The following is a 24,059-nucleotide window of genomic DNA, read 5'->3' as shown; positions in this document are numbered from 1 at the left end:
AGCGTCACCCGACCGAGGCTCCCGTGGACCGTCCTGGCTGGGCCTTCCCCCTGCTGTCGTGGCGGGCCTCGCCGACCTCAAAACAGGTATTTGCCCAGCTCAGAGTGGGTGGGGGAAACGGATTTCGCGTGACGGCGCAGGTCATGTAGTGTTGTTCCCGCAACGCCGACCGGCAAGAAAAACCGCCGGGAAGCCAAGCGCTCGTAGCTTAACGGATAGAGCACTTGACTACGGATCAAGAGGTTGCAGGTTCGAATCCTGCCGAGCGCGCAGCAGCTCAGAGGCCCCTTCCGAACATCGGAAGGGGCCTCTGGCGTATGCGTTGACATCCAAACTGACATCAGCCGCCGGGCGGGCGGGATCAGGCGGGAGCGGGGACGCCGTTCGGGCCGTCACCGTCACCGTCATCGCTGCCGCTGATGTCACGCAGGGCATCGCCGACGCGGTCGAAGGCGGAACGCTGAGAGTCCAGCCGGACGAAGGTGTAGATGTCCATCGTCACGCGGATCGAACTGTGCCCGAGCACTTCCATGATCATTCGTGCGTCGGCCCCCTGCTCGTGGAGCAGGGACGCGCAGGTGTGCCGGAGGTCATGGAAGCGGACGCGCCGGACGCCCGCCTTGTCGCACAGGAGGGTGAAGGAACGATTGAGGTTGCGCGGCTCGATCGGTGTCCCGTTCTTCGTGGTGAAGACGAGATCGCTGCCGTTGTCCTTCCACTTGTCCCCGGCCGCAAGCCGGTCCCCATGCTGCTGGGCACGGCGAGCCCGGAGCGCCGTCACACACTCGGCGGGCAGTGCGACCCGGCGGGCCGACCGCTGGGTCTTCGGGGCGGCTATCAGCAGTTCCCCGCCAACACGCTGGAGCGTCTGCCGAATGGTGACCGTGCCGTCCGTCAGGTCCACGTCCTTCCACCGGAGGCCGAGGACTTCCCCACGCCGCAGGCCGATCCGTACGGCCAGCTCGTACGCCGCCCAGAGCCGGTTGCCACGGGCCGCTGCCAGGAACTGACGGCCTTCCTTCACGGTCAGCGGCTCTATCTCTCGCTTGGTGCCCATGCTCAGCTCCACGTTCTTGGCCACGTTGCGCGGTAGCTCGTCCTCGCGCACGGCGTGTTGCAGCGCGGCCCGCAGCAGCACCAAGAGGAACCGCACGGTCCGGTCGGACGGGTACGACTTGCAGCACTGGCCCAGCGCGCAGCAGCGCCGTTTCCGCTCAGGGCGCGCCTTGTCCTTCCCCTGAGCACAGCACTGGCAGGTACGGGCCGTCGTGGCGAGGAAGGTCCGGATGTCTCGCGCGGTGAGCCGCGCCAGCTTCTTCTTCCCCAGGCCCGGAACGAGGTAGTTCCGCACGAGGGAGTCATAGGCCGCGTACGTGGTCGGCCGCACCTTGATACGCGCGACGTTGGCCAGCCAGTACGTGAGGTACTCACCCAGGCTCAGCTTGCTCGTGACGATCGGAATCCCGCTCTGCGAATCCGCCTTGAGCCGGGTCAGCTTGTCGTGCACGTCGTCCCAGCTCTTGCCGTAGACGAAGCGCCGTTTGTACGTGCCGTCGGGCGTGAGGACGTACGCGGCTCCGTGCCAACGACCGTCCTTGCGCTGGACGATCGTGCCCTCTCCGTTGACGTTCCTCTTGCCCATCAGGCGGCCTCTCGTTCGGTCTGGCGGGTGATGTACTCGTGCAGGGCGGTTTCGGTGATGCGTCGGCAGCGGCCGATGGTCAGGGAGGCCAGTTCGCGTGAACGGATGAGGTTGTAGACCGTCCAGCGGCTCACCTGGAGCCGGGCGCCGACCTGGTCCACGTTGAGCAGGCCCGGAGTCACAGCCACGGGTCTCCTTCTGTCTTGCGGCGTTCGGCTTCAACGCGTGCTTGGGTGAGGTCGTGGCGTACCTGGGCGGCGAGGAGTTCTTCGCCGGGGCTGTAACCAGAGGCCAGGTATTGCCAGTGGGAGACCACGAGGGTGGTCTCGTCGTCCAGCTCGGGCCGGTCGTCGTCGGCGGCGCGGGCTTGCTCGGTACGCCAGGTACGGCGGACGTCTCGCAGCGCGCCGAGGGTGGTGGAGTAGCGCCGGGATTTGCTGGAGAAGTGGCCCCGGAAGCCGAGCATGTGGGCCCACTTCCAGAGCTTGAGGTCCGCGAATTCCGGCAGGTGGCCGAGGTCCCAGGCGGTGCGGATCATCTGGCGGACGTGGCTGTGCACGCGCAGGTCCGCGATGGGCTCGGACTGGCCGGTGCCGTCGCACTGGCCGCACAGATCCCGGAAGCCGTCCGGACCGCGCTGGTACCCGCGTCCGGCGCAGTGGGCACAGCGCAGGGAGCGATCCACCGTGCCGGAGTCCTCAGCGCTCTTGGTGGCGTACTTGGCGACGTAGGCCGCGACCTTCTGATCGGTCAGTTCGCCGTCCCCCAGGGCCGCGATTTCGCGGATGTCGATCTGATCGCCCCAGGTGAGTTCGCGTTCGCCGATGGCGTCGGAGTCCACGGTGAGCACGGCCCGTTCACGCGCTTCCTCGACCGCATGGGTGAGAGCGTCGGCGGTCGCCCAGGTGGGCGGAGGCTCGTTGCTGCCTTCGGGACCGTCGAGGCGAACTACGGCGTGGAAGTGGACCAGGCCGCGCCGCTGGTACTCGGCGACCTTGGCGAAGGAGACTCGCAGCGCGGCCTTGAGTGCCTTCTGCGTCATGCCGAGATGGGCGGCCAGCTCCCGGCGGAGGTAGGTGGTGAAACGGGCCCACAAGGCTCCGGCGTGGGCGTTCCACAGCACGGCTCCGGCGTAGTCGTAGGTGGCTGGGGACAGCGGCGTGCCCAATACCGGATCGTCGGCGGGGTGGCGTTGGCCGCAGCGGCAGGCGAGGGTTTCGCCCGCGTCGTTGGTGCGGTGGTTGTGGACCGGCCCGAAGGACGGCGCGGTGAGGGTGACGAACAGGCGCGGGTGCGTACGGACCGCCTCCGGCACGCTCTTGCCGCCGGAGAGCCCGGCCCGGATCAGGTGGTAGGTGTCGGCGGCGTAGAGGCGGGAGCAGGAGGGGCAGCGGGAGGAGCGGCGGTTGCCGCATGGGGTGAGCAGGCGCCCGGTGGGTTCGTCAGCGGTGCGGTACGCCCGGACAACGGCGTTCGTCGCCGTGTCCCGGGTCTCGGTGGAGCCGATGAGCTGGACGGGGCGGGTGCAGCCGCGGATTTGGTGGATCTGGTCGTGGACGCGGTCGAAGTTGGGGTGGTGGGCGAGGTGGATGAGGTCCCGCAGGGCCAGGCTCGCCACGTGGCGCAGGTCCAAGGGGGCTTTCACGGGTGACGCGTCCTTTCGGGGAAGAGGGGCCCCGAGCAGCACCCGGCCAGGGGAGGGGTGCTGCTCGGGGCATGACGGACCAAGCCCGGGAGGGCAGGGAAGGGGGATTGCCGGAACGACCGGCCCAGGGATCAGGCGGAGAGCTGGGCGTGTGCTGCGGTGGCCAGCGGCATCGCGACGCCGAGGCGGGCCCGGAGCTGAACCGGGGTGATGGGCTCGCCGTGTTCGGCCTGGTAGGTATCGGCGATGGTGCGGGCCGCGTTCAGCAGCGGCGCGGGCACGGTGACCGCCGGGGAGATCTCCGGCTTGGTCGTGACCGGCGGTGCCACCGGTTCGGGGGCCGGGACAGGCGCGCTCTCGACCGCCAGCGCTGGGTCTGCCTCTGGCTCTGGGGCCGTCTGAGTGGCGGTGTGAGCCACGGCGTGGAAGTGGCGCAGGAGTTGCGGGCCGACTGCTCCCCAGCCCAGCAGGAGGAGTGGCGCGACCGCGTCCACGGCGGCTCGGCCGTAGTGCCCGACGACGATGGGTTCGGCGATGTTGAGGGCCAGCGTCAGCAGCCCGGACAGGTGCATCAGCCGCGTCGCGGCCCTGATCTGCTCGGCAGCGACGCCGCGCAGGGACAGGTAGCGCAAGGCCACCAGGAGGCCGACCACGGACAGGTCCACCATCGGGGCGATCAGCGGCGCGATCGGGCCGGGGACGCCGAGACGTAGGGCCAGGGCCCAGACGTTGCCGAAGGAGAAGACGAACGCTAGGGCCGCGATGATGCCCATGACCACGGTCACGGTGCGCTGAGTGATCCGGTCCTCAGACAAAACCTTTCACCTCCTTCCGAGGGGTGCGAGGGTCAAGCCGGGGGAGGAGTCAGGCCGCTTCCCACTTGGGGATCGGGGTCTCGGTCCACAGGACGGAGGCGGACAGTTCTTCGAGGAGTTCGGCCGGGTCGCGGGTCAGGTGCACGGTGTCAGCCGCGATGCGGTCCGCGTCCGCGTCAGCCACGTACGGGGTGCGGATACGGGTGAAGCCGGGGCTGCCCTGACGGGCCATGGTCGCCACGCCGACGTAGGCCGGGTCCTGAAGGGCGGTCGGGTTGGCGTCCGGCCAGTTCCGGATGTCCTCCCCCAGGGCTGCCACCGCTGCCTCAGCGGTCTTCTGCGCGAAGGACAGACCCACCGGGCACACGTCCCGGATGAAGGTGGGGATAGCATCCCCGGTCGCCTTCTGCGTCGAGAGGAGTACCAGGAATCCAACGCTCCGGCCCATCTTGTCCAGGTCCTCGACAAGCCGGGCGTTCTCAGCGGCGAGCGCGGCGAGCTTCTTGCTCTGCGGGTCCGACCCCTTGTGGTCGCGGAAGTACGTGTGCGCCTCATCCACGATCAAGACCATCAGCGGCCAGGAGGCGGAAGGCCCGACGTGCCACATGTTCTTCACACCCAACAGGGCACGGATGGACGCCGATCGGCCCCGCCGCAGCTTCACCAGCCGCTTGAACAGCGCGTTCGCCTCGGCCAGGTCATCCCCGACGAACGCGAACGCCCGCTGCACCAGGTCGGCGTAGTCCCCCTCATGCGCGGAGGTCACCTTGCCGTCCGCGATGGCGTACTGAACCGCCGCCGATGGCGCGGTGTCGCAGATGAACTTGTTGATCAGCGACGTCTTGCCGTACCCCGGGAGACCCGCCACCGTCACGCCCGGCACATCCGACAGGCTCACGTTCACCGGCTGTGCGTACTCGTCCACGCCCAGGTTCCACACCGCCAGCTTCTCCGGGGCGGAGCCGGTGGGCGTGTGCTCGGTAGGCACCACCAGCGGGTCAACGCGCACCCCACGGATGATCAGTTCCCCCGGCTTGTCCGGCTGCACCGAGACCCGCGTACACCTCCAGGCGTCGGCCAGGTACGGGGCCGCCTTCTGGAACTCGGCCAGGCCCACCTTGGGCAGGCATCCCGCACGGACCAGCACGCCGTACCGGTCGGGCGTGACCTTGATCTTCGGGATGAGGACCTTGGGCTTGGGCACCTTCCCATCCGGCGCCACGATCACGGCCGGAGGGGCCTTGTCGGTCACCGACAGCCCGACCATCGGAGCCAGCCGACGCCAGCGATGACGCACCCGCGCCGCCTGCCAGATGCTGACCCGCGTCATCTTGTCGGCACGCACATAGCGCACCAGCCACCACACGGCCCATACGAGGGTCAGGGCCAGGGCCACCCCGGCCAGAGCCGGGGCGGACCCAATCATTTCTCCCACAGTCACAGCGCGTCCTTATAGAGGAATCGGTACAGGGAAATCCGGAGTTCCAGCAGGTCACGGCCGGAGGTGAACGTCGGGTAGCCATGCGCCTCGATCACCTCGGCCACGTCCAGCGCCAGGCCGTTGGTGAACCGCGAATCGGCATTCCCGCTCTCCGGCGCGACCGGGTAGGCCCGTTCGGGAGCGGGCTTCACTTGGCCACCGCCGCAAGCTCCACCTTCGCCGCCCGGTAGGCCACGCCATCGGAGAGCTGGCCGTTGAAGATGCGCGCCCACGGAGTGGCGAACAGCTCCGTCACCCGCACCGGGGTGCCCGGCTGGAGACCGTCCGGCAAACCGCTCTCCGGGACCGTGATCTTCATCTGCTCGGCACGGCCCTCTTCCATGAGGAAGACGGTCAGCGTGTGCAGGAACTCGCCGGTGTCGCGGTCGGTGGCGACAGCCCCCGACTCCGGGTCCTTGATCTTCGGCACCGGCGCTGTGCCAGCGATGAACATCGTCGAGGGCAGCAGCCCCACGCGGATACGGGTCATAGCCATGCCTTTGCTCCCTTGGTTGCCAGCCGCTTGTGCGGCCGGGTCACCAACTATGAGTTAGCCAGGCTAGCTAGGTCAAGTGGGCTAGCTATCTGGGTTCGAGGAGTCTGCGGGATAGGTGGGCTAACTAGGGCTAACTCGGGCTACCCTGGGCTCATGACGCCGCCGAGCCACGATCCGCGCCCGCCGTACCAGCAGGCAGCCGAGGCCATCCGGAGCGACATCAAAGCGGGCAAACTCAAGCCGGGGGAGCAGCTGCCCTCGCACCGCGAGCTGCAAGAGCGGTTCGGCATCGCCAACATGACCGCCCGCAGTGCGCTGCGCGTGCTCCGCGAAGAGGGCCTGATCTACACCGTGCAGGGCCGCGGCAGCTACGTCGCCGACGTCATCGGCCCCGAAGGCGAACTGATCGAGCCCAAGCGCATCGAGAGGCCCCGAGTGGTCTCCGAGGCGGAGGCGGGCCCGGCCAGCGCAGAGACCGCCGGGCCCCTCACCGAGGCACTTCTAGAGGTCCGGGAACAGCTCCGCACCTTGAACGCGGAGGTCCAGACCCTCAAGCGGGAAGTCGCCGAACTCAAGTCGCGGTAGGCCCAGTAGACGGCCCTTCCTTGATGTGAGCCACCTCGGCGCGTACGTCTTCCAGCTCTCCGCGCAGACGCTCAGTCATCGCCGCGATCTCCGCCAGCAGTGCCCGCTCCTGCTCGGTCAGCACCAGTTCCCCCTTGTTTGCTGCGCGTTGGCTGCGCGCACCCCGCATTACGATCCTTCCGGCGCCGAGCTGTTCAGAGTTTCCTTACTGGATCAAGGCGGCCCGCTTGCGCGGGCCGCGCGCGCTGGCGGCCCGTGGCCGCCGCCCGCTCCTGTCTGCCGCCCCGCTCAGCGGCGCCCCGGGCCACTCAGCGCGCCACCCCACATCAGCGACCCACCAGACACAGCCAGCACCGGGAACAGCCACCTCCATACGCCCCGCAGATCGCAACGGACGCGCAGAGACAGCGGCACGGCCAGGACCACGCGCCCAACCGGCCTGCCTCCGAAGGGCGGCTACGCAGAGCGGCTTACATGGCCAGCCGTCTGCCGGGTGCAGCCCTCGCTGTTGTGCGCGTAGGAACGGCCAGCAGCGAGGGAGGGGAGCCCGGGCATGAGGCAGGTCGGTCGTCGTCCCCGGCTCGATGTGGCCGGCCGCCGTACTGCCGCCGTCACGGATGCGGCCGCGTGAGCAGACGTGCCGCGCCGGACGTGGCGGGCGGGGAGCAGCTGCTGCCGCGCGGTGGTTCAGCCCGTCGTGGTCGCTCCGCGTCGGTGCCCGTATCGCTGTGGCTGGGCAGCGTGTCGTAGACGTATCGCGCATCGCCAGCGTCGAACCCACCTCGCCGTGCGTGCCTCGCACTTGTCACCGTCCCTTTCTTCACCTGGATTCTTCCGGGGCAAGGCGGTGCCGAAGCGGGCACGACGACGTCCCCGGTACCATCGGCACCGGGGTCCTGATCAGGGACTTCCGACCGGACCACCCCGCGCCTGCCAGGGTTTGAGGGGTGGTCCGGTTTGCTTGTGAGGTTGTTGTGCGCGGCCCGGCTCCCTTCCCGCGGAACGGGTTGGAGCGAGCAGGGGAGCCGGACCGCTGACGGCGGACGGTGCAGTGTCCGCCGCCCCCGGGGCGTGGTGGGTGACATCCGCGCAGTGGCGAACGGGGCGATGTCCGCCGCACAGTCACCACGCCCACAGGAATTGAGGGCGGAAGCTGCGGGTCCTTCCCATGGGCAGCAGCTCCCGCCCGGTCTTCAGATCACCGATCGCGCTCCTGGCCGAGTCCGGCGTTGCCGAGCAGGAACTGCAACGTGTAGCCCAGGCTGCGCACGTGCCAGTCAGCGGACTGCAAGCCGGAGCCGAGGCCCTGAGTCAGCTCGTGCGGGATGGTCTTCAATCTGCTCTGCTTCTCGTACCAGGCCACGGTGCCCCGGTTCAGACGGGCGATCTGCTTCTCTGCCAGCGGCATCAGTGTCTGGACGTGCTCCACCAGTGCCTTGTGCAGATCACTCAGTTCCTCGTACGGAGGCAGTGCCGTCCGCTTCACCAGGGCGCGGACGATCGTCGCGTTGATCGCGTCGACGTCCACGTCTGCTCGAAGAGTCTTGTCGGTGCCCATGAGAGGCATCCTCTGGCCGTTCACCAGGACGTAGGAACCACCGCCAATTCCCACTTGAGGACGTCCCGGTCGGGTAAAACGTCCCTAGTGCCGTCCCCGGATACAGAGAGAGACTCGGATGCCGAACGAGAGGCTACGCGCCGCCATGGCGGCTGGCTGCTGGACGTACGCCACCCTCGCGGAGAAGGTCGAAGTGGACCCCAAGTCCGTTGAGCGATGGGTGAACCTCGGACGTACGCCGCGTCGAGCCACGGCCATGAAAGCGGCTGAAACCCTGGGAGAAGACGTGCACGCAATATGGCCATCGCTCCGGCAGTCGCGCCCCGCCCGCGCGGTGAGCCCCGAACTCGTCGCGCTCTACGACCAGCGGGCTGACCTCCCTGTGTCCGCGTTCGTGGACATGCTGGCCCAGGCCCGCGAGCGCATCGACGTCCTGGTGTACGCCGCCGTCTTCCTGCATGAGGCGTATCCCCGGCTCAACGACCTCTTGCAGGAGCGAGCCGCCGAAGGCTGCGCGGTCCGTATCGCCATCGGCGACCCCGACAGCGAGAACGTCCGACTGCGCGGCGAGGAAGAGAAGTTCGGGCACGGGATCGAATCCCGCTGCCGCCTCGCCCTCATGCACTACCGCTCCCTCATCGGGACACCGGGCATCGAGGTGCGCACCCACGCCACGACGCTCTACAACTCGATCTACCGCGCCGACGACCAAGCGATGGTGAACGCCCACGTCTGGGGCGTGAATGCCTTTGCCGCCCCCGTGTGGCATCTGCGGCGAAATGGGGTAGGCGGCATGTTCGACACCTACGCCGCCAGCTTTGACGCGGTGTGGGCGACAGCGACACTCGTAGAGGAAGACTGACCGTGGCACGCACCGAGTACTACGACGACCCGAACGCACCCGAGCCGAACAGCTTGGTGGTGGCCGCGTCCGCCGTCGTCACCGACGAGGAGGGCCGCATTCTCCTTCAGCGCCGCCGGGACAACGACCTCTGGGCACTCCCAGGCGGCGGCATGGAGATGACCGACTCCCTGCCGGGCACGGCCGTCCGTGAGGTCAAGGAAGAGACCGGGCTGGACGTCGAGATCACAGGTCTCGTCGGCACGTATACCGACCCACGCCACGTCATTGCTTACACGGACGGCGAGGTGCGCCGACAGTTCAACGTCTGCTTCACGGCCCAGGCGGTCGGCGGCCAACTCGCCATCTCCGACGAGTCCACAGAACTCCGCTTCATTTCACGAGACAAGCTGGATGAACTGCCTATGCATCACACCCAGCGCCTGCGCCTCCGTCACTTTATGGAGCGGCGGGGTAGCCCATATTTGGGCTGATGCCCCGTACCATCGACCTATGAGTCGGAGTGTCCGCGCCGCGTCGCTCATAAAAGAATCTATCCCCGGACCCCAGCGCCCCCAATTGGCGTAGTTTGTTGACCTCCAACGCGCCCATTGCCGTGGTCGGCTCTAGGGTGCTGTTTCGTAGGTCGCCGGTAGGGTCCTGGTCGATGAAGGTCCATCGTTGGATTTGTGGCAAGTGGAAGGGGTTATTAGTGGTGAGGGCTCCAGAATCACGAAAGAGTGACGCGCGCGCGGCTTTCCGGGAATCGGTTGATGATGTCCTTTCGGCTGTCGATGACTTGCCTGGCATTAATTCCGATCAGCGAAAAATGATGCGCGCGAAAGTATTGCCCTGTGTTTGTCGACCCCGTGCGACCGCGCGCTATTTCTTGCAATTATGGATCACGCGCCTGCTGGTCCTTGTGGCGTTTCTGGTGGCGGGGCTTGGCTTCGTGTCCGTGGTATGGGTTCACCGTTGGTCTGGAGAATCAGACGGAGGGGCTGTCATTGGCGGGCTACTCTCTGGAATGCTGGTAATTCTGGCTAGGATGGGCCTCTTGAGGCGGATTGGCGGGAAGCGCCGCAGATCTCGCACTCTTATGAACTTTTTCCTACTGATGTTTTTCTTTTACCTATTCTTCATTTCTGCCTACCCTCTGCTGGGGGGAGCTTGGGTTGCATTTATGGGTGGGCTCTCGATTATTTCTATTGCGTTCTTCATTGCTACATTCTTTCATGCGGCGCTTCTGGTTATAATTACGGCGCGGAGGTCGCGACTTGGGGGTAGTGTTTATGGTGGGCTTGCCCTGATGATGCTGGAGACGGCTACCTTGATCGCGGGTAGCCGAGCGGATTGGCAATCCAGCAAGACTTCGCGTCACATGATTGCGGAAATCGAGGGCCTAGCAAAGGCGTGTCAACGCGATTTGTCTCTCCGTTATCGCATCGGCCTGTGGCACGCGGATGTTTTCTCGCAGACGGCAGTAGAAGCCTTGAGGGTTGCGCACGTGGTAAGGCAGCACAAGAGGTTGATTGCTTCCGCGTCTTGCGCCCAAGATTTCGACAACGTCGCAACCTCTTTCGCTAACGGCGCAAGCGCCCTTCTAGTTAACGATCGGAGTAAATTGTTGGAGAATGCGCCTGATGCTGTATTTCGAGATCGCGTTAAGGCTATCGCTGAGCGTGTGTTTCCGTTCGTTCTGCTATTGGTCGCTGGGATCTTCATTCCGTTGCTGTTGCCCTTCTCGGGGCGCGATGAGATTGCTGGTTATATTCGGTTCATGCTGATCGTAGCGGCGGTTCTGGCATTGGTGGCTCCGCGGAGTGAAGCATCGGCGAAGATTTGGGACTTGCTAGGTAAAAATATGCCTTCGCGTTAACCCGTCGGCTGCGGAGGCGGATTAGAGGGACTGAGTAAGGAAGCAGCTCAGTTCGGCCAACCAACAGAAGTTAGTGGCATTAACGACCGGGCACGCCGCATGCGAGTTGCTCATTCTGATGGGGGAGGAGCAGGGGCTAGTCGCAAGGGGAGGCACTCCGAACCGAACCTGCGGTGGCCCGACGGCAGCCGTTGACGGCAACCGGAGTGCACATCGCCCCACCGCGAGACTCGTGCGCGCGGCAGGCGGGCCAGGGTCAGGCGTCGACGAGCTGGTCACCGCATCTGCGTGTCGAACTTGTAAACCAAGGTTCGCCGGGCCATGGAGACCTCGGGCTCATGTCCATCCATCGGCACGTCGTCGTCCAAGAGGAGGACTTGTGGGGCGTGGCCGCAACATGTGGATCGCTCGCACATGGAGTACGTGCCGCCCAATCCTTACCTTTTTCCAGCCCAGCCGGAAATCTTTTCCTTCTCTAGGCAGAGGAAGGTTTTCAAGCGTTTCCAAGAGTTCTCGCAAAGAGCTTGCAGGTAGGAATGCTTCAACAAGACGCAAGCTGACAGAAGGGATAGCTGATCCCGTTCGCCGTGAATCCAGGAAGCGTGCCGTCCCTACAACCCATTTCCATTCAATATCATAAAAGCTAGGCCATCCATGGGGGAATTTGACCTTGACGTCGCCTCCCATTCGCGCCTGAAGTCTTTCGATTTGCGATCGACCCTTGTCTACGGCATCTTCTTGTTTTCGGGCGTCGCTCAAGGTTCTGGCGTCAACAGGCCACTTAGCCTCAATGATCAGGCCTTGCATTTGACCTCTGTCGAGCGCCACGATGTCGAGATCGCCCAGCTTCTTATTTCCAGCGTCAAAGATCTTTACCTCTTCAGCAACCTCGACACCTGGAATACCCCTCAAGCGGGCCGCCCACTGACTACACAGGTCACCAAGTGCGACGCCCAGTTTTCCGGAACTGGCGTGGTCTGCCGACGCTGCGCGAAGAACCATACGTTCTGTCAGGGAGTCATGCAGCAAGTGTGGAGTTACGGTCAGTGTGTCATTCCACTGAACGAGTGGCGCAGAAAGTGGAGACCTGCCGTTTTGGCCTTTGTACGTGAACAAATCCAAGAAGCGTTCAATTTTATCGCTACGCGGGTTGTAGCGGGCGATCATCTGTGCGAGGTCGCTTCGCTTGAAAGCCGGATTCGCCATGGTCAGGCTTGGGTACCGGGCGAACACTTCAGCGCCTGTGGCTGCGATCCCCTGCAAGGTCCCAAGCAGGGGGATTGCCTCATCGAGGGTCATGCCTCCGATATTGGTGGATCTCGGCACCTCCCAGTATTGTGCGCGTAGATTGTTCTTGGCGTGCTGCACAAATAGGCCCATCACTTCCCTGGGGACTGTCGCCGAACCTCCAGGTGTCGAAGCGCGCATCGAATTTAGGTAGCAAATCGCAGGACTGAGATCAGGGCCCATCTCGGGAGTCGGCGCCGCGAGAGTATCGACTCCCTCTAAGACGATGTCTAGGACTTCCAGTCGTGGATCACTAAAGGGATCGATCCAAAACCCCCGCTTCGTCTGCGAGATTTTGGCGCGACCAGCCCTTCCTGCATTGAAGGCGATGTCGATCGCCTTCCATTTTTCGGCTAGATCGACAGCCGCTGCGGCATCTTGCTCAGTCGGCTCTCTTCCTTCTTCGGTCTGATTTCCGTAGCGAAAAGACCATTCCACCAAGTGGGCCACTACGGATGCCCACTTGCCTCCGATCTCACCATCGTCGTTTACGGGGGCGCCAGCTCCAATCCGCTCGATTTTATTGGTGAGTCGCCTTCTGGAAACCTCGAACAAAGCAATGGGGAGAGCCGATCGCCCGGATTTCCAAATCGCTAGATCACCTGGAGCTGAATTCGCGATTTCTCGGATCCGCTCGTACGGACTTTCCTGCGTCATCGGTTCCGAACCTCCCCCAAAGGCAGCGTCATCTGCCAACCGTGAAGCTTAGCTGCGCCTACAGGTCGGTGGAGGCTCAATGACCGAGGACGGCTGCGGGTCCCTGATCCATTGCGCCATTGTGGCGGTGTTCATCGCCGCAGAGGCGGCGCGTGCCCGCGCCGTGCGGCGGGCCTCGAAGAGGCAGAGAAGATTGGATCGCTCGGGCTGGGGTGTACGCCAATCTTTGAGCGGTGAGGACTGCATGCAGTCCGGGCCACTGGTAGCCACAGTTGACATCGATGCTGACATCAACGAGGGCACACACAAGCGGTCAGCCGCTCGCCGTGACTCGCTGTCGGGGAGGTCCAGCGGAGCCCTGCCCGCACCCTGCCCGAACCTACGGATCAAGAGGTTGCAGGTTCGAATCCTGCCGAGCGCGCAGCAGCTCAGAGGCCCCTTCCAGAGATGGAAGGGGCCTCTCGTGTTGGCCGTTGACGGCAACCGCCGAGCGCTGGCGATCAGACGGCGACCAGGGCATCGCCCGCGCGGTCATCTCTGTCCGGGCCACGAGCTTGTAGCCCGTGGCCGCCGCCCGCTCCTTTCTGCCGCCCCGCTCAGCCGCGCCCCCGGGCCACTCAGCGCCCCACCAGACGCAGTAAGCACCGGGAACAGCCGTCGCGGTGCGCCCCGACGTTCGCAGCGGACGGGCACTGACAGCGGCGCGACCAGGACCATGTGCCCAACCTGCCGTTGAACGGCGGCTACGCGGAGCGGTGTACATGGCCGACCGTCCGCCGGCTGCGGCCATCGCTGTTGTGCGCGGAACGGCCAGCGGCGGGAGAGGGAGCCCGGGACGAGGTATGTCGCCCGTCGGCTCCGGTCTGATGTGGCCTCGGGGAACCTTCTGGTGAAGGACGGTGCGCTCGCGGCTGTCATCGACTTCGGCACCTGCGGAGTCGGAGACCCGGCCTGCGATCTGGCGATCGCCTGGACGATGCTTACCGGCAAGAGCCGGGCCGCGTTCCGCGACCGGCTAGCGGTAGACGAGGCGACCTGGGAGCGTGGACAAGGCTGGGCGCTCTGGAAGGCCCTGGTCGTCTGCGCCGGAGCGGTTCGCGAGGGCGACGGCCTCCCGGCGGACGCGTCGTTCGTTCTGGAGGAGATCCTCGCCGCTCATTAAGGGCTGTCCCGTAAGTGACCTTCCAGGTCTCGCAACCTGACCCGGAAGGCCCATACACGGGAGTTGTGGACACCGCTCCCGTTGACCGGGCTGGGAGAGGACGCTGCGCCTCGCGGGATTCCCGCTGGCGGAGTGCCTGGACGGTGGGGCTCGGAGTCACGGGGTCCGGTTTCGCGCCTCATCGTCCACACCAGATGCATCAGGTGATCAGGCCGGCGCTGGTCAGCCAGATGTGTTCACAGGTCGACGATGCCTTTCGCAACTCCTCGCGGGATTCCTGCGAGGCGTGGTAGAAGGTCCGCTCGATCATCCAGCACAGGGCGCGTGCCATCGCCGACGCTTGCTCTGGTCCGGGGCCGGCCTCAACGCCGGCTCGTTCCAGGACGGCGGTGATGGCCGTGATGAACAAGTCAGCCGTATGGCTCCACAGCTCGCCGATCTCCGGCACGGTCAACGACAGGTCGATCGCCGTGCGCATGACCAGGCCGTGCTCGTTCCACAGCTCAACCGTGCGCTGCATGGCTGCTGCGATGGCCCGGCGCGGCTCGTCGGTCTGCGCGGTGGCCCGGGACCGCTCCCACAGGTGCTCTACGGTCCGGGCCACGAGTGCCGTGACCACTTCTTGCTTGGAGCCGAAGTAGAAGTACAGGGCGCCGCGTGTGATGCCGGCGCCCTGGGCGATGTCGCCGACGGTCATGGCGTCGTAGCCCTTCTGTGCCAGCAGAGCTTCGCAGGTGTCCAGAATGGCCCGCTCCCGGACATCGCCCTTGCGTTCGGTGGCGCGCCGGCTCCGCGCGGGGTGGTGGCTGGGCATCAGAGCTGAGCGCCCTCGGCGAAGTCGGTCGTACGGGAGAGGGGCTCCCATGCGCGGATGTCCTCGTCCACGGCCGTGCGCGCGGCGGTGACCAGTCGTAGCGCGTCCGAGCCAAGGACGAGGTGGGCCGGCGGCTGGTCGACCGACGTGATGTGCACGACGGCGTCCCCGGCCTTGGCCGGATTGCCCAACTGGTTCCCGCTGGCCTTCTGCCGCGCTTCCCGGATGGGAGTGAACAGCTCGTCGTAGTCGTCGATGGACTGCGCGGCGCGTGTCATGGACCGTCCGGCCCAGTCGGTGCGGAAGGAGCCGGGCTCGATCGCCGTGACGTGGATCCCGAACTGTGCGACCTCCTTGCCCAGTGCTTCCAGGATGCCTTCCAGGGCGAACTTGCTGCCGCAGTAGGCGGACATGCCGGGCACTGCCATGAGCCCGCCCATGGAGGTGACGGCCATCAGGTGTCCGCGGCGGCGCCGGCGCATGTGGGGCAGGGCTGCCTGCAGGGTGGCCACTGCCCCGAATACGTTGACCTCGAACTGTCGCCGCACCTCGGCCAGCGGGGTTTCCTCGAAAGTGCCCTCCAGGCCGTAGCCGGCGTTGGCGACGACGACATCCAAAGGACCGACGCTCTGCTCCACCTCCGCGACCACATTCGAGACGGCGTCGCCGTCAGTCACATCCAGGATGCGGCCGAGAGCGTGCCCGGGTTTCAGCCCTTCGAAGGCCCGCAGGTCCTCCTCGGAGCGGACCGTTCCAACGACGGTGTGCCCGGCGGCCAGGGCGGCCTGGGCGAAGGCACGGCCGAGGCCCGTGCTGACGCCGGTGATGAGCCACTTCTGCTGCTGCACTGTTTCCTCCAGAAAGGTCTCACGAGGAGCTGGGCTGCCCTCTCACCCGGAAAGTCTACACTGCGTCGAGTTTAATAAACGTGATGTTGATTCTGTCGTCGCCAACGGCACCATGCTCAGCCGAGGTCAATCCGGCCCCGCACCGACCCGCTCGCCTCGGCTGAAACGATCACGGTGTGGGTGGAGTGATCACGGCACCGGTGCCGTCCTCGACAGGGCCCTTAACGGGGCTGAGCCTGTGCTGCTTCGGCAAGTTGGTAGCCGCGGTACGACGTGAGCAAGCCGCAGATCGACCGCGCGGCCGGCCCTGGAGTCTGTCGCTGGAGGATCGCGTCCTGCTGGTCACGGCGTATTGGCGCACAAACTTGCCCATGCGCCAGCTGGCGCCGCTGTTCGGGATCTCCAAGTCGGCCGCAGACCGCATCGTCGACCACATAGGTCCCCTGCTGGCACTCCGGCAGCAGAGCCGGTTCCACAGGGACACGGTCCTCATCGTCGACGGCACCCTCGTGCCCGCCCGCGACCACTCGGTGGCCGAGCAGGTGTAATGGGCAGGGCGGCCCGCTTGGTCGGGCCGCGGGCGGCGGCTGGGGGCAGCCGCCCGCTGCTGCGGGAACTCACTTCTGGATCGGCGGGTGAGGACGAGGCTCCGGTTTCGCCGTCCTGGCGGGCGGTGAGTCCGAGCGCGGCGACAGCGAGCACCATGGCGGCGGCGGACTGGGTAGGGTCTGGGCGCATGGGAGTGAACTTCAACGATCACTACCACCAGCTGCTGCTGAAGCAGGTGCCGGACGGGGCACGGACCGCGCTGGAGGTCGGATGCGGGGCCGGGCGGTTCGCTCGGCTGCTCGCGGGGCGGGGGCTGGACGTCGACGGGGTGGACGCCAGCGCGGACGTCATCGCGGCGGCGCGGGCGGCCGGGGGCGGGCCACGGTACCGGCAGACCGATGTGCGCGATGCGGGCCTTCCGGACGGCCACTACGACTTCATCTCGTGCATCGCCAGCCTCCACCACATGCCGTTCGAGACGGTGCTGACGTTGCGGAGGGTGCTTGCCCCGGACGGGGTTCTGGTGGTCCTGGGGCTCTATCCGGTCAGGACGGTCACCGACTTCGTGTGGGCCCTCCCGGCGCGGGCCCTCCTCAAGACGGACCGCCTGCTGAGCAGGGGGCGCCCCGCGCCGTCCGTTCAGGTCCCGATCGTCTGGCCGCCGCCGCTGTCGTATGACCGGACTCGTGCGGAATCCGCTCGGCTGCTGCCCGGTTCGACGGTGCGGCGTCTGCTGTTCTGGCGGTATCTGCTGGTGTACCGGGCGCAGCCCGTGGAGGGGGCTCGAAGGTGACGTCGGCGGCCCGGGCGATGATCTCGATCTCGTCGCCCAGGGCCCATTCGGCGACGCGCGACACCATGGCCGCCGGTACGGCGTCGCTGATGCCCGCTGCCGCGGGGATGTCGTACGTCGCGTGGGCGTCGTGGGGCATGACCACCCGGAAGCCGAGCGCCAGGGCCCTGCGTGCCGTCGCGCTGACGCACATCTCGGACATCACCCCGCACACGGCCAGGGCACGTACGCCCTGTCCGGCGAGCAGGTCGCCCAGCCCTGTCTCGTGAAAGCCGTCGTCCTCCGTCTTGCGGATCACGGCCTCCCGGTGGCCTTTGCGGACCGGCAGGTGCAGTTCCCAGCCCGGTGTCTTCGGCTCCTCGGGCGCCCCTGTGGGGCCGTCGTTCTGGAGGTGGACGACGAGCGACCCGGCGGCGCGTGCCCCGGCGATCAGGTCGGTGGTCCGGTCGAGGAGCCGGGGCGCCTCGGGAACCGCGTCGGGGCCCGCGACGAAGGCCGACTGGACGTCGACCACGATCAGGGCCTGAACGGGCGGCACGGTGTCGGTCATGCGGTGATCATTCCGGACGGCCCGCGACCAGGGCGGGGACGGGGCGTTAGCGAGGCGTTAGTGGGGTGCCACTGGCGTGTTAACAGGGCACTAGCGCGGATCGGCAGGCTTGTTGATGCGAGAGACGCTCGCATCAGCAAGGGGGTTCCCATGTCGCACATCACGCTCACCAGCCGGGGCAAGGTCATCGTCGCCAGCATGGCGGCGGTGGCGGCCATGGGAGTTACGGCTTGCCAGGGCAGCGAGCCCAAGCCCGAGGGGAAGGCGCCCGTGTCTGCCGCCTCGCAGGACGGCGGCGCGGCGACGGGGTCGAAGGCGGGCCAGGGTGCGGCCGGTGAGGAGATCGGGTCGAAGGCGGGCAGCGCGGGCGGCGGGCGGTGCGAGTCCTCGTCGATGAGTCTGCGGGTGGGGAACGCCGACATCGGGGCGGGCAACATCCGGTACTCGCTGGTGTTCACCAACAAGGGGAAGAGCGCCTGCACGCTGAACGGGTTCCCCGGGGTGTCGCTGCTGGCCAAGGACGGGCAGACGATCGGGAAGGCCGCCGAGCGCGAGGGGGCCGCGGGGAAGCCCATCACGGTGGCCGCGGGGGGCAGCGCGCACGCCGTGCTGCACACGATCAACGACGGCCTTTCGGACAAGCCGTGCTGGAAGAGCGCCTCGCTGGTGAAGGCGTACCCGCCCGGGTCGAAGGACGCCATGACCGCGCGGGTCGCCTCGGGGCTGCGGGTGTGCGGGGACGAGTTCACGGTGACGGCTGTGGAGTCCGGGGCTGGTGTGTAGGCAGAGGCGTGACCCCGGGGAGAGCAATTCCGGGGTGCGTAACTACTTGCCGTAGTGGAAAGTGGTCTGCCATTCTTTCCGACATGGAAAGTAGTTCGGGCAACTCCAATAGGGTGGACGCCAGTTCGGCACGCGCCGCCCTCGATGCCGTCGACGCGTCGCGTGCCCAGGTGGCGGCTCGTATCTCCGCGCCCTGGTGGTATCACTGGGGGCTGGGGGCCGCGCTCGTGCTCGCGTTCGTCTCGATGAGTCTGCGCATGGCGTCCTCGGTCGTGCCGCTGGTCGCCGTCGTCGTCTTCGGGCTCGAGTGGGCGGTCCGCAGGGCGACGGGGGCCTCGTTCGAGCGTTACACGGCCGCACCGGGCACCGGATCGCTCTACGGCGCGTACTGCGCGGCCCTGGTGCTGCTCGCCGCGGCGGGGATGTGGCTCGAATGGGGGATGGATGTGCGCTTCGCGATCGCCGCGGCGGGGCTGGTGATCGGGGTGCTCACCGTCGCGACCGGCTATCGGGTCGATGCCGTGGCACGCGAGGGTCTCCGAGCCGGGCGATGACCGACCCGGCCTTCGACGAAGTGATCCACGCGCCGAACCGGCTCCAGATCTGCGGCATGCTCGCGGCGGTCGACGCCCTGGAGTTCTCGGTGGTCCGCGAGGCGCTGGACGTGAGCGACTCGGTGCTCAGCAAGCACCTCAAGGTGTTGCAGGGTGCGTCGTACGTCGAGGTGAGCAAGGTGCGCGGCGGTTCCTACCCGCGTACGTGGATCTCCCTCACCTCCGAGGGCAGGCGGGCTGTCGCCGGGCATCTCGCCGAGCTGCGGCGCATCGTCGGGATGGCGGAGAGCGGCGAGGAGGGAACGGATTTCCCTCAGCGGGACAGATGACGTAGTGTTGCATTCACCGACGCGGGGTGGAGCAGCTCGGTAGCTCGCTGGGCTCATAACCCAGAGGTCGCAGGTTCAAATCCTGTCCCCGCTACTTGGACGAGGGCCCGGCACCAGATCTGGTGCCGGGCCCTCGTGCGTGCCGGGCGTTTGTGATTCCGGTGGTCGTACCGTGATCCGTATGACTGATCCTGACGTGGTCCCGGTCCGTCGCTTCTGGCAGGGGCTCGGGCTGCCCGGACTCATCGACGTGCATACGCACTTCATGCCGAAGAACGTCCTGGACAAGGTCTGGGCGTACTTCGACGCCGTCGAGCCGCTGGTCGGCATCGAGTGGCCCATCACGTACCGCGAGGGCGAGGACGAACGGCTCGCGCTCATCAGGGAGTTCGGGGTGCGGGCCTTCACCTCGATGGTCTACCCGCACAAGCCCGGCATGGCGGCGTGGCTGAACGAGTGGGCGGCCGGGTTCGCCGCCCGTACGCCCGACTGTCTGCACACGGCGACCTTCTTCCCGGAGCCGGGCGTCGAGGGGTACGTGGGCGCGGCGCTCGACGGCGGGGCGCGGGTGTTCAAGTCCCATGTGCAGGTGGGGGCGTACGACCCGGGCGACGCGCTGCTCGACCCGGTGTGGGGGATGCTCGCCGAGGCCGGTGCGCCCATCGTCATCCACTGCGGTTCGGGCCCGGCGCCCGGCAAGCACACCGGTCCCGAACCGGTGGCCCGGCTGCTGGCCAGGCACCCCCGGCTGCGGCTGGTCATCGCGCACATGGGGCTGCCGGAGTACGCGGACTTCCTGGGGCTCGCGGAGCGGTACGAGGGGGTGCATCTGGATACGACGATGGCCTTCACCGACTTCACCGAGCGGAACTGGCCGTTCCCGCCGGAGGAGCGCGGGCGGCTCGGGGCGCTGGGCGACCGGGTGCTGTTCGGGAGCGACTTCCCCAACATCCCGTACGGGTACGGGCACGCCCTGGAGGCCCTGACCCGGCTGGATCAGGACGACGACTGGCTGCGGGGGGTCTGTTACGGGAACGCGGCCCGGCTGTTCGGGCTGTGAGCCGTGCCCCCCCCCGCAGCGGTGCGTCAGCTGGTGCCGAGGGGGAGGGCCTCCGCCAGGGTGCGCCACTCCTCGCGGGGGAGGGTGGTGAACGGGTCGGGGGTCACCACCTGGACCGCCAGGTGATCCGCGCCCGCCTCCAGGTACGTGTCGACGCGGCGCCGGATCGCTTCCGCGTCGCCCAGGGCGAAGACGGACGTCACGAGGCGCTCGCTGCCGCCGTCCGCGAAGTCCTTGTCCTCGAAGCCCAACCGCTTGAGGTTGTCGGTGTAGTTGGGCAGCTTCAGGTAGATGGACAGATAGTTACGGGCGATGGTGAGGGCCCGGTCGCGGTCCGGTTCGAGGACGACCTTGAGGTCCGGGGCGAGCAGCGCGCCGTCGCCCAGGATCTCCCGCGCCTGGGCCGTGAACTCCGGGGTGACCAGGTACGGATGGGCGCCCGCGGCGCGGTCGCGGGACAGCTCCAGCATCTTCGGGCCGAGGGCGGCCAGGACCCGCCGGGACACGGGGACCGGGATCGGGGCGGAGTCCAGGGCCGTCAGGTAGTCGCGCATGGCCGAGTACGGACGCTTGTACCGCTCACCGGCGAGCGCGCTGTGGCTGACGCCGAGGCCCAGGACGAAGCGGCCCTGGTGGGCCGCGTCGATGGCGGCGTACCGGTCGGCCACGTGGGCGGCCTCGTGGTCCCAGATGCTGAGGATGCCCGTGGCGACGGTGATCTGGTCGGTGGCCGCCAGGAGCGGCGCGGCCATGTCCGGGCCGGGGCTGCCGCCGAGCCAGAGGGTGCCGTAGCCGAGCGCGTCCAGCTCGGCTGCCGCCTCGCTGATCTGCTGTGACGACAGGGAGTCCGAGACCCGCAGGGCCGCGGTCCAGATGCCGATCTTGCCGAGGGCGGGGTGAGTAGCCATAACCTCGCGAACCGGAGGGTGGATCCGGCTATTCCCGGATCCTGGCCCGTTCCCTGGGACCATCCCTTTGGAGCATTCCCTTTGGGCCATTCTCGGCCCATAGGATTCTCAGGTTATTCACAGGTAGCCGAAAGGAAGCTCTCAGACCGTCGCCGGAAGCTGACGTTCATGATGGCGACCTCGCCCCATGGGCGTACCGAGCTGCTTCGACCCGACGGAAGCCCCGTCCGGGTGCTGGTTGTGGACGACGAGTCGGCCCTCGCCGACCTGCTGTCGATGGCGCTGCGCTACGAGGGCTGGGAGGTACGGACCGCGGGCGACGGCGCCGAGGCGATCCGTACGACGCGTGAGCTGCGCCCCGACGCGGTCGTCCTCGACGTCATGCTGCCCGACATGGACGGGCTCACCGTCCTGGGCCGGATGCGCCGCGAGCTGCCCGAGGTGCCGGTGCTGTTCCTGACCGCGCGGGACGCGGTCGAGGACCGGATCGCCGGGCTGACGGCGGGCGGCGACGACTACGTCACCAAGCCGTTCAGCCTGGAGGAGGTCGTCGCCCGGCTGCGCGGACTGCTGCGCAGGTCGGGGGCGGCGGCCGCGCGCAGCGAATCGGTGCTGGCGGTCGGCGACCTGGTGCTGGACGAGGACAGCCACGAGGTGTCGCGGGCGGGTCAGGAGATCCACCTCACCGCGACCGAGTTCGAGCTGCTGCGCTACCTGATGCGCAACCCGCGCCGGGTGCTCAGCAAGGCGCAGATCCTGGACCGGGTGTGGAGTTACGACTTCGGTGGCCAGGCCAACGTCGTCGAGCTGTACATCTCGTATCTGCGGCGCAAGATAGACGCGGGCCGCAGCCCGATGATCCACACCCGGCGCGGTGCCGGGTATCTGATCAAGCCCGGGGAGTAGGAATCGTGGCGCACCCGACCTCGCCGACCCCGCCGTCCGGAACCGGCCCGGCGCGCCCCTCGCGCGCCAAGCGGAACTCCCGGTCGGCCGCCCGGCGGCCCTGGTCGCTGCGCACCCGCCTGGTCGTCTCGGCGGTGTCGCTGATCGCCGTGGTCTGTGCCGTGATCGGCACGGTCACGACGATCGCCCTGAAGTCGTATCTGGAGGGCCAGGTCGACAACGACCTGCGCTCGTCCGCGGGCGGCGCCATGCGCAAGGTGGGCGAGCAGCCCAACTCGGCCGATCCGCGCAGTCCGGAGGGCATCTTCTTCCTCAACGGGCCCGGGCAGCCCATCGGAACCGCGGGGGCCCGCCTCGGGCCGAACGGCAAGTCGGTCCAGTCCGGGAAGAGCAACGACGAGCCCATGCTGCCGGACTTCTCGAACGCCGCGCAGCGGGTGGACAAGCTGACCAGCGACCAGGAGAAGGCGCTCACCTCCGTCCCCCTCGACGACAAGGTGCACGCCGTCGACCTCCCCGGCCTCGGCAGCTACCGGGCCGTGGCCAAGTGGAACCCGAGGGACGGCGGGGTCATCCTCGCCTTCCCGCTCAACCAGACCCAGGACACCGTCAACACCCTGATCCTGGTCGAGGTCTGCGTCGCCGCCGCCGGGCTGGTCGCGGCGGGGCTCGCCGGGGCCACCATGGTCGGCATCTCGCTGCGCCCGCTGCGCCGGGTGGCCGCGACCGCGACCCGGGTCTCGGAACTGCCGCTGCACAGCGGCGAGGTGGCGCTGCGGGAGCGGGTCCCGGCCTCCGAGGCCGATCCGCGGACCGAGGTCGGCCAGGTCGGGGCGGCGCTCAACCGCATGCTCGGGCACATCGAATCGGCGCTGGCGGCCCGGCAGGAGAGCGAGACGCGGGTACGGCAGTTCGTCGCCGACGCCAGCCATGAGCTGCGGACCCCGCTCGCCTCGATTCGCGGCTACGCCGAGCTGACCCGGCGCGGCCGCGAGGACATCGGGCCCGACACCCGGCATGCGCTGGGGCGGGTGGAGTCCGAGGCCGGGCGGATGACAGGACTGGTGGAGGATCTGCTGCTGCTGGCCCGGCTGGACGCCGGGCGGCCTCTGGAGTGCGCCGAGGTGGACCTGTCCCCGCTGGTGGTGGACGCGGTCAGCGATGCGCGGGCGCTGGGGTCCGACCACCAGTGGCGGCTGGAGCTGCCCGACGAACCCGCGCTCGTGTACGGCGACTCGGCGCGGCTGCACCAGGTCCTGGTCAACCTGCTGGGCAACGCCCGTAACCACACCCCGGCCGGGACGACCGTCACCGCGCGCGTGCTGTGGGGCGGCCCGAACAGCTCGCCGCGCCCGTCGCCGTACCTGGCGCCGTACGGCATGGTGCACGGCCCGTCGTACGGCCCCCAACACGATCACGGCAACGGCAACGGCAACGGCAGCGGCAACGCCAACGGCCTCGGGCCCGGTTCGCCGTACGCCTTCGGCCACGGCCCGGGCCACGGCACGCCGCCGTCCGGCGGTGGCGGCAACCCCTACGCGGCGCCGTACGGATCCCCGTACGCCATGGCGCAGGCGGCCGCGCACCCCGGCACCTTCGGGCCGCCGCAGCCGCCCTCGTACCTCTCGCTGCAGATCGAGGACGACGGCCCCGGCATCCCGCCCGACCTGCTGCCGCATGTCTTCGAGCGCTTCGCGCGGGGTGACGCCTCGCGCTCGCGCACCGCGGGCAGCACCGGGCTGGGGCTGGCCATCGTGCACGCGGTGGTCGCCGCGCACGACGGCCAGGTGACGGTGGACAGCGTGCCGGGGCGTACCGTGTTCGGCGTCCATCTCCCCGTTCACCTGGGCGTAACGCACTCACAGCCAGGCCACAGGCTGACCACACAGCCGTGACAGCGCCGCTCGCGAATGTCGTT

Annotated in this window: 26 protein-coding genes, 2 tRNA genes and 2 pseudogenes; 16 read left to right on the top strand and 14 right to left on the bottom strand. The window is 67.6% G+C overall.

The genetic code is table 11. The annotated features are described in order from the left end of the window. The first annotated feature begins 197 nt into the window (after window positions 1-197). Window positions 198-270, top strand: a tRNA-Arg gene (locus tag ACZ59A_RS27835). 91 nt (window positions 271-361) lie between these two features. On the opposite strand, the gene ACZ59A_RS27830 is transcribed toward ACZ59A_RS27835, so the two are convergent. From ACZ59A_RS27830 to ACZ59A_RS27800, 7 genes are all read right to left on the bottom strand, one after another. Then, on the bottom strand, window positions 362-1,642 hold the full coding sequence (locus ACZ59A_RS27830; RefSeq protein WP_470963731.1) for a site-specific integrase: 1,281 nt from the start codon (window positions 1,640-1,642) through the stop codon (window positions 362-364). Beyond that, window positions 1,642-1,830: a helix-turn-helix domain-containing protein gene (locus ACZ59A_RS27825; RefSeq protein WP_470963728.1), complete on the bottom strand. Its 189-nt coding sequence runs from the start codon at window positions 1,828-1,830 to the stop codon at window positions 1,642-1,644. Before ACZ59A_RS27825 ends, ACZ59A_RS27830 begins: the two co-directional genes overlap by 1 nt. Beyond that, complete coding sequence (locus ACZ59A_RS27820; protein WP_470963725.1) at window positions 1,821-3,287, bottom strand: replication initiator; 1,467 nt, start codon at window positions 3,285-3,287, stop codon at window positions 1,821-1,823. The genes ACZ59A_RS27825 and ACZ59A_RS27820 overlap by 10 nt, the downstream gene beginning before the upstream one ends. A gap of 131 nt (window positions 3,288-3,418) precedes the next feature. Further along, a complete protein-coding gene (locus tag ACZ59A_RS27815; RefSeq protein ID WP_470963722.1) occupies window positions 3,419-4,102 on the bottom strand; it encodes a DUF2637 domain-containing protein in 684 nt (227 codons plus the stop codon). Between the two features lie 49 nt (window positions 4,103-4,151). Continuing rightward, a complete protein-coding gene (locus ACZ59A_RS27810) occupies window positions 4,152-5,528 on the bottom strand; it encodes an FtsK/SpoIIIE domain-containing protein (RefSeq protein ID WP_470963719.1) in 1,377 nt (458 codons plus the stop codon). A gap of 11 nt (window positions 5,529-5,539) precedes the next feature. Further along, window positions 5,540-5,734, bottom strand: a complete 195-nt coding sequence (locus ACZ59A_RS27805; RefSeq protein ID WP_470963716.1) for a hypothetical protein — start codon at window positions 5,732-5,734, stop codon at window positions 5,540-5,542. After that, on the bottom strand, window positions 5,731-6,078 hold the full coding sequence (locus ACZ59A_RS27800) for an SCO3933 family regulatory protein (RefSeq protein ID WP_470963713.1): 348 nt from the start codon (window positions 6,076-6,078) through the stop codon (window positions 5,731-5,733). The genes ACZ59A_RS27805 and ACZ59A_RS27800 overlap by 4 nt, the downstream gene beginning before the upstream one ends. Window positions 6,079-6,231: 153 nt before the next feature. Here ACZ59A_RS27800 and ACZ59A_RS27795 point away from each other — a divergent pair, with 153 nt between their 5' ends. Continuing rightward, entirely contained in the window at window positions 6,232-6,663 is a 432-nt protein-coding gene (locus ACZ59A_RS27795) for a GntR family transcriptional regulator (RefSeq protein WP_470963710.1), read from the top strand. Here ACZ59A_RS27795 and ACZ59A_RS27790 read toward each other — a convergent pair. Continuing rightward, complete coding sequence (locus ACZ59A_RS27790; protein WP_470963707.1) at window positions 6,650-6,787, bottom strand: hypothetical protein; 138 nt, start codon at window positions 6,785-6,787, stop codon at window positions 6,650-6,652. The two genes, ACZ59A_RS27795 and ACZ59A_RS27790, sit on opposite strands and share 14 nt — an antisense overlap. Window positions 6,788-7,290: 503 nt before the next feature. Between ACZ59A_RS27790 and ACZ59A_RS27785 the strand changes: the two genes are divergently transcribed. Continuing rightward, window positions 7,291-7,413 (top strand): hypothetical protein, encoded by a 123-nt coding sequence (locus ACZ59A_RS27785; protein WP_470963704.1) that lies wholly within the window; start codon window positions 7,291-7,293, stop codon window positions 7,411-7,413. A 448-nt stretch (window positions 7,414-7,861) separates the two neighbouring features. Here ACZ59A_RS27785 and ACZ59A_RS27780 read toward each other — a convergent pair whose 3' ends face one another. Beyond that, the gene (locus ACZ59A_RS27780) at window positions 7,862-8,221 is read right to left on the bottom strand and encodes a DUF6415 family natural product biosynthesis protein (RefSeq protein WP_470963701.1); all 360 of its coding nucleotides are present in this window, start codon (window positions 8,219-8,221) and stop codon (window positions 7,862-7,864) included. A gap of 118 nt (window positions 8,222-8,339) precedes the next feature. Here ACZ59A_RS27780 and ACZ59A_RS27775 point away from each other — a divergent pair, with 118 nt between their 5' ends. The 3 genes from ACZ59A_RS27775 (at window position 8,340) to ACZ59A_RS27765 (ending at window position 10,941) form a co-directional block, all read left to right on the top strand. Continuing rightward, window positions 8,340-9,083, top strand: coding sequence for an XRE family transcriptional regulator (locus ACZ59A_RS27775; RefSeq protein ID WP_470963698.1), 744 nt, complete (start codon window positions 8,340-8,342; stop codon window positions 9,081-9,083). A 2-nt stretch (window positions 9,084-9,085) separates the two neighbouring features. After that, the gene (locus tag ACZ59A_RS27770) at window positions 9,086-9,556 is read left to right on the top strand and encodes an NUDIX domain-containing protein (RefSeq protein WP_470963695.1); all 471 of its coding nucleotides are present in this window, start codon (window positions 9,086-9,088) and stop codon (window positions 9,554-9,556) included. 173 nt (window positions 9,557-9,729) lie between these two features. Next, window positions 9,730-10,941, top strand: coding sequence for a hypothetical protein (locus tag ACZ59A_RS27765; protein ID WP_470963692.1), 1,212 nt, complete (start codon window positions 9,730-9,732; stop codon window positions 10,939-10,941). Between the two features lie 336 nt (window positions 10,942-11,277). On the opposite strand, the gene ACZ59A_RS27760 is transcribed toward ACZ59A_RS27765, so the two are convergent. After that, the gene (locus tag ACZ59A_RS27760; protein WP_470963689.1) at window positions 11,278-12,924 is read right to left on the bottom strand and encodes a hypothetical protein; all 1,647 of its coding nucleotides are present in this window, start codon (window positions 12,922-12,924) and stop codon (window positions 11,278-11,280) included. Window positions 12,925-13,753: 829 nt separating this feature from the next. Here ACZ59A_RS27760 and ACZ59A_RS27755 point away from each other — a divergent pair. Further along, on the top strand, window positions 13,754-14,047 hold the full coding sequence (locus tag ACZ59A_RS27755; protein ID WP_470963686.1) for a phosphotransferase: 294 nt from the start codon (window positions 13,754-13,756) through the stop codon (window positions 14,045-14,047). Window positions 14,048-14,246: 199 nt separating this feature from the next. Here the strand turns inward: ACZ59A_RS27755 and ACZ59A_RS27750 are convergent, their stop codons facing one another. Together ACZ59A_RS27750 and ACZ59A_RS27745 are read right to left on the bottom strand one after the other, a co-directional pair. Then, the gene (locus tag ACZ59A_RS27750) at window positions 14,247-14,861 is read right to left on the bottom strand and encodes a TetR/AcrR family transcriptional regulator (RefSeq protein ID WP_470963681.1); all 615 of its coding nucleotides are present in this window, start codon (window positions 14,859-14,861) and stop codon (window positions 14,247-14,249) included. Then, window positions 14,861-15,709, bottom strand: coding sequence for an oxidoreductase (locus ACZ59A_RS27745; protein ID WP_470963678.1), 849 nt, complete (start codon window positions 15,707-15,709; stop codon window positions 14,861-14,863). The genes ACZ59A_RS27750 and ACZ59A_RS27745 overlap by 1 nt, the downstream gene beginning before the upstream one ends. Before the next feature lie 176 nt (window positions 15,710-15,885). Here ACZ59A_RS27745 and ACZ59A_RS27740 point away from each other — a divergent pair. Together ACZ59A_RS27740 and ACZ59A_RS27735 are read left to right on the top strand one after the other, a co-directional pair. Further along, window positions 15,886-16,251, top strand: a pseudogene (locus ACZ59A_RS27740) (helix-turn-helix domain-containing protein); the annotation flags it as partial. Window positions 16,252-16,256: 5 nt separating this feature from the next. Continuing rightward, the gene (locus ACZ59A_RS27735; RefSeq protein ID WP_470963675.1) at window positions 16,257-17,051 is read left to right on the top strand and encodes a class I SAM-dependent methyltransferase; all 795 of its coding nucleotides are present in this window, start codon (window positions 16,257-16,259) and stop codon (window positions 17,049-17,051) included. On the opposite strand, the pseudogene ACZ59A_RS27730 reads toward ACZ59A_RS27735, so the two are convergent. Beyond that, window positions 17,044-17,601: pseudogene (locus ACZ59A_RS27730) on the bottom strand (cysteine hydrolase family protein); the annotation flags it as partial. The gene ACZ59A_RS27735 and the pseudogene ACZ59A_RS27730 overlap by 8 nt on opposite strands. 150 nt (window positions 17,602-17,751) lie before the next feature. On the opposite strand from ACZ59A_RS27730, the gene ACZ59A_RS27725 reads away from it, so the two are divergent. The 5 genes from ACZ59A_RS27725 to ACZ59A_RS27705 all read left to right on the top strand — a co-directional run bounded on the left by ACZ59A_RS27725 (window position 17,752) and on the right by ACZ59A_RS27705 (window position 20,327). Then, a complete protein-coding gene (locus ACZ59A_RS27725) occupies window positions 17,752-18,384 on the top strand; it encodes a DUF4232 domain-containing protein (RefSeq protein ID WP_470963672.1) in 633 nt (210 codons plus the stop codon). A gap of 83 nt (window positions 18,385-18,467) precedes the next feature. After that, on the top strand, window positions 18,468-18,938 hold the full coding sequence (locus tag ACZ59A_RS27720; RefSeq protein ID WP_470963669.1) for a hypothetical protein: 471 nt from the start codon (window positions 18,468-18,470) through the stop codon (window positions 18,936-18,938). Then, window positions 18,935-19,267, top strand: a complete 333-nt coding sequence (locus ACZ59A_RS27715) for a transcriptional regulator (RefSeq protein WP_470963666.1) — start codon at window positions 18,935-18,937, stop codon at window positions 19,265-19,267. The genes ACZ59A_RS27720 and ACZ59A_RS27715 overlap by 4 nt, the downstream gene beginning before the upstream one ends. Window positions 19,268-19,287: 20 nt before the next feature. Next, a tRNA-Met gene (locus ACZ59A_RS27710) sits at window positions 19,288-19,361 on the top strand. A gap of 87 nt (window positions 19,362-19,448) precedes the next feature. Further along, the gene (locus tag ACZ59A_RS27705; RefSeq protein ID WP_470963663.1) at window positions 19,449-20,327 is read left to right on the top strand and encodes an amidohydrolase family protein; all 879 of its coding nucleotides are present in this window, start codon (window positions 19,449-19,451) and stop codon (window positions 20,325-20,327) included. A gap of 26 nt (window positions 20,328-20,353) precedes the next feature. On the opposite strand, the gene ACZ59A_RS27700 is transcribed toward ACZ59A_RS27705, so the two are convergent. Then, complete coding sequence (locus ACZ59A_RS27700) at window positions 20,354-21,235, bottom strand: LLM class F420-dependent oxidoreductase (protein ID WP_470963659.1); 882 nt, start codon at window positions 21,233-21,235, stop codon at window positions 20,354-20,356. Between the two features lie 168 nt (window positions 21,236-21,403). Here ACZ59A_RS27700 and ACZ59A_RS27695 point away from each other — a divergent pair, with 168 nt between their 5' ends. Together ACZ59A_RS27695 and ACZ59A_RS27690 are read left to right on the top strand one after the other, a co-directional pair. Next, window positions 21,404-22,141 carry a response regulator transcription factor gene (locus ACZ59A_RS27695; RefSeq protein ID WP_468043348.1) on the top strand — a complete coding sequence of 246 codons (738 nt, stop codon included), beginning with the start codon at window positions 21,404-21,406 and terminating at the stop codon, window positions 22,139-22,141. 5 nt (window positions 22,142-22,146) lie between these two features. Next, a complete protein-coding gene (locus ACZ59A_RS27690; RefSeq protein ID WP_470963656.1) occupies window positions 22,147-24,036 on the top strand; it encodes an ATP-binding protein in 1,890 nt (629 codons plus the stop codon). The last annotated feature ends 23 nt before the right edge of the window (window positions 24,037-24,059 follow it).

The organism is Streptomyces sp. NPDC040405, from assembly GCF_055595765.1.
The sequence above is the reverse complement of the archived record's forward strand: the minus strand, read 5'-3'. Positions and strand labels throughout refer to the sequence as shown.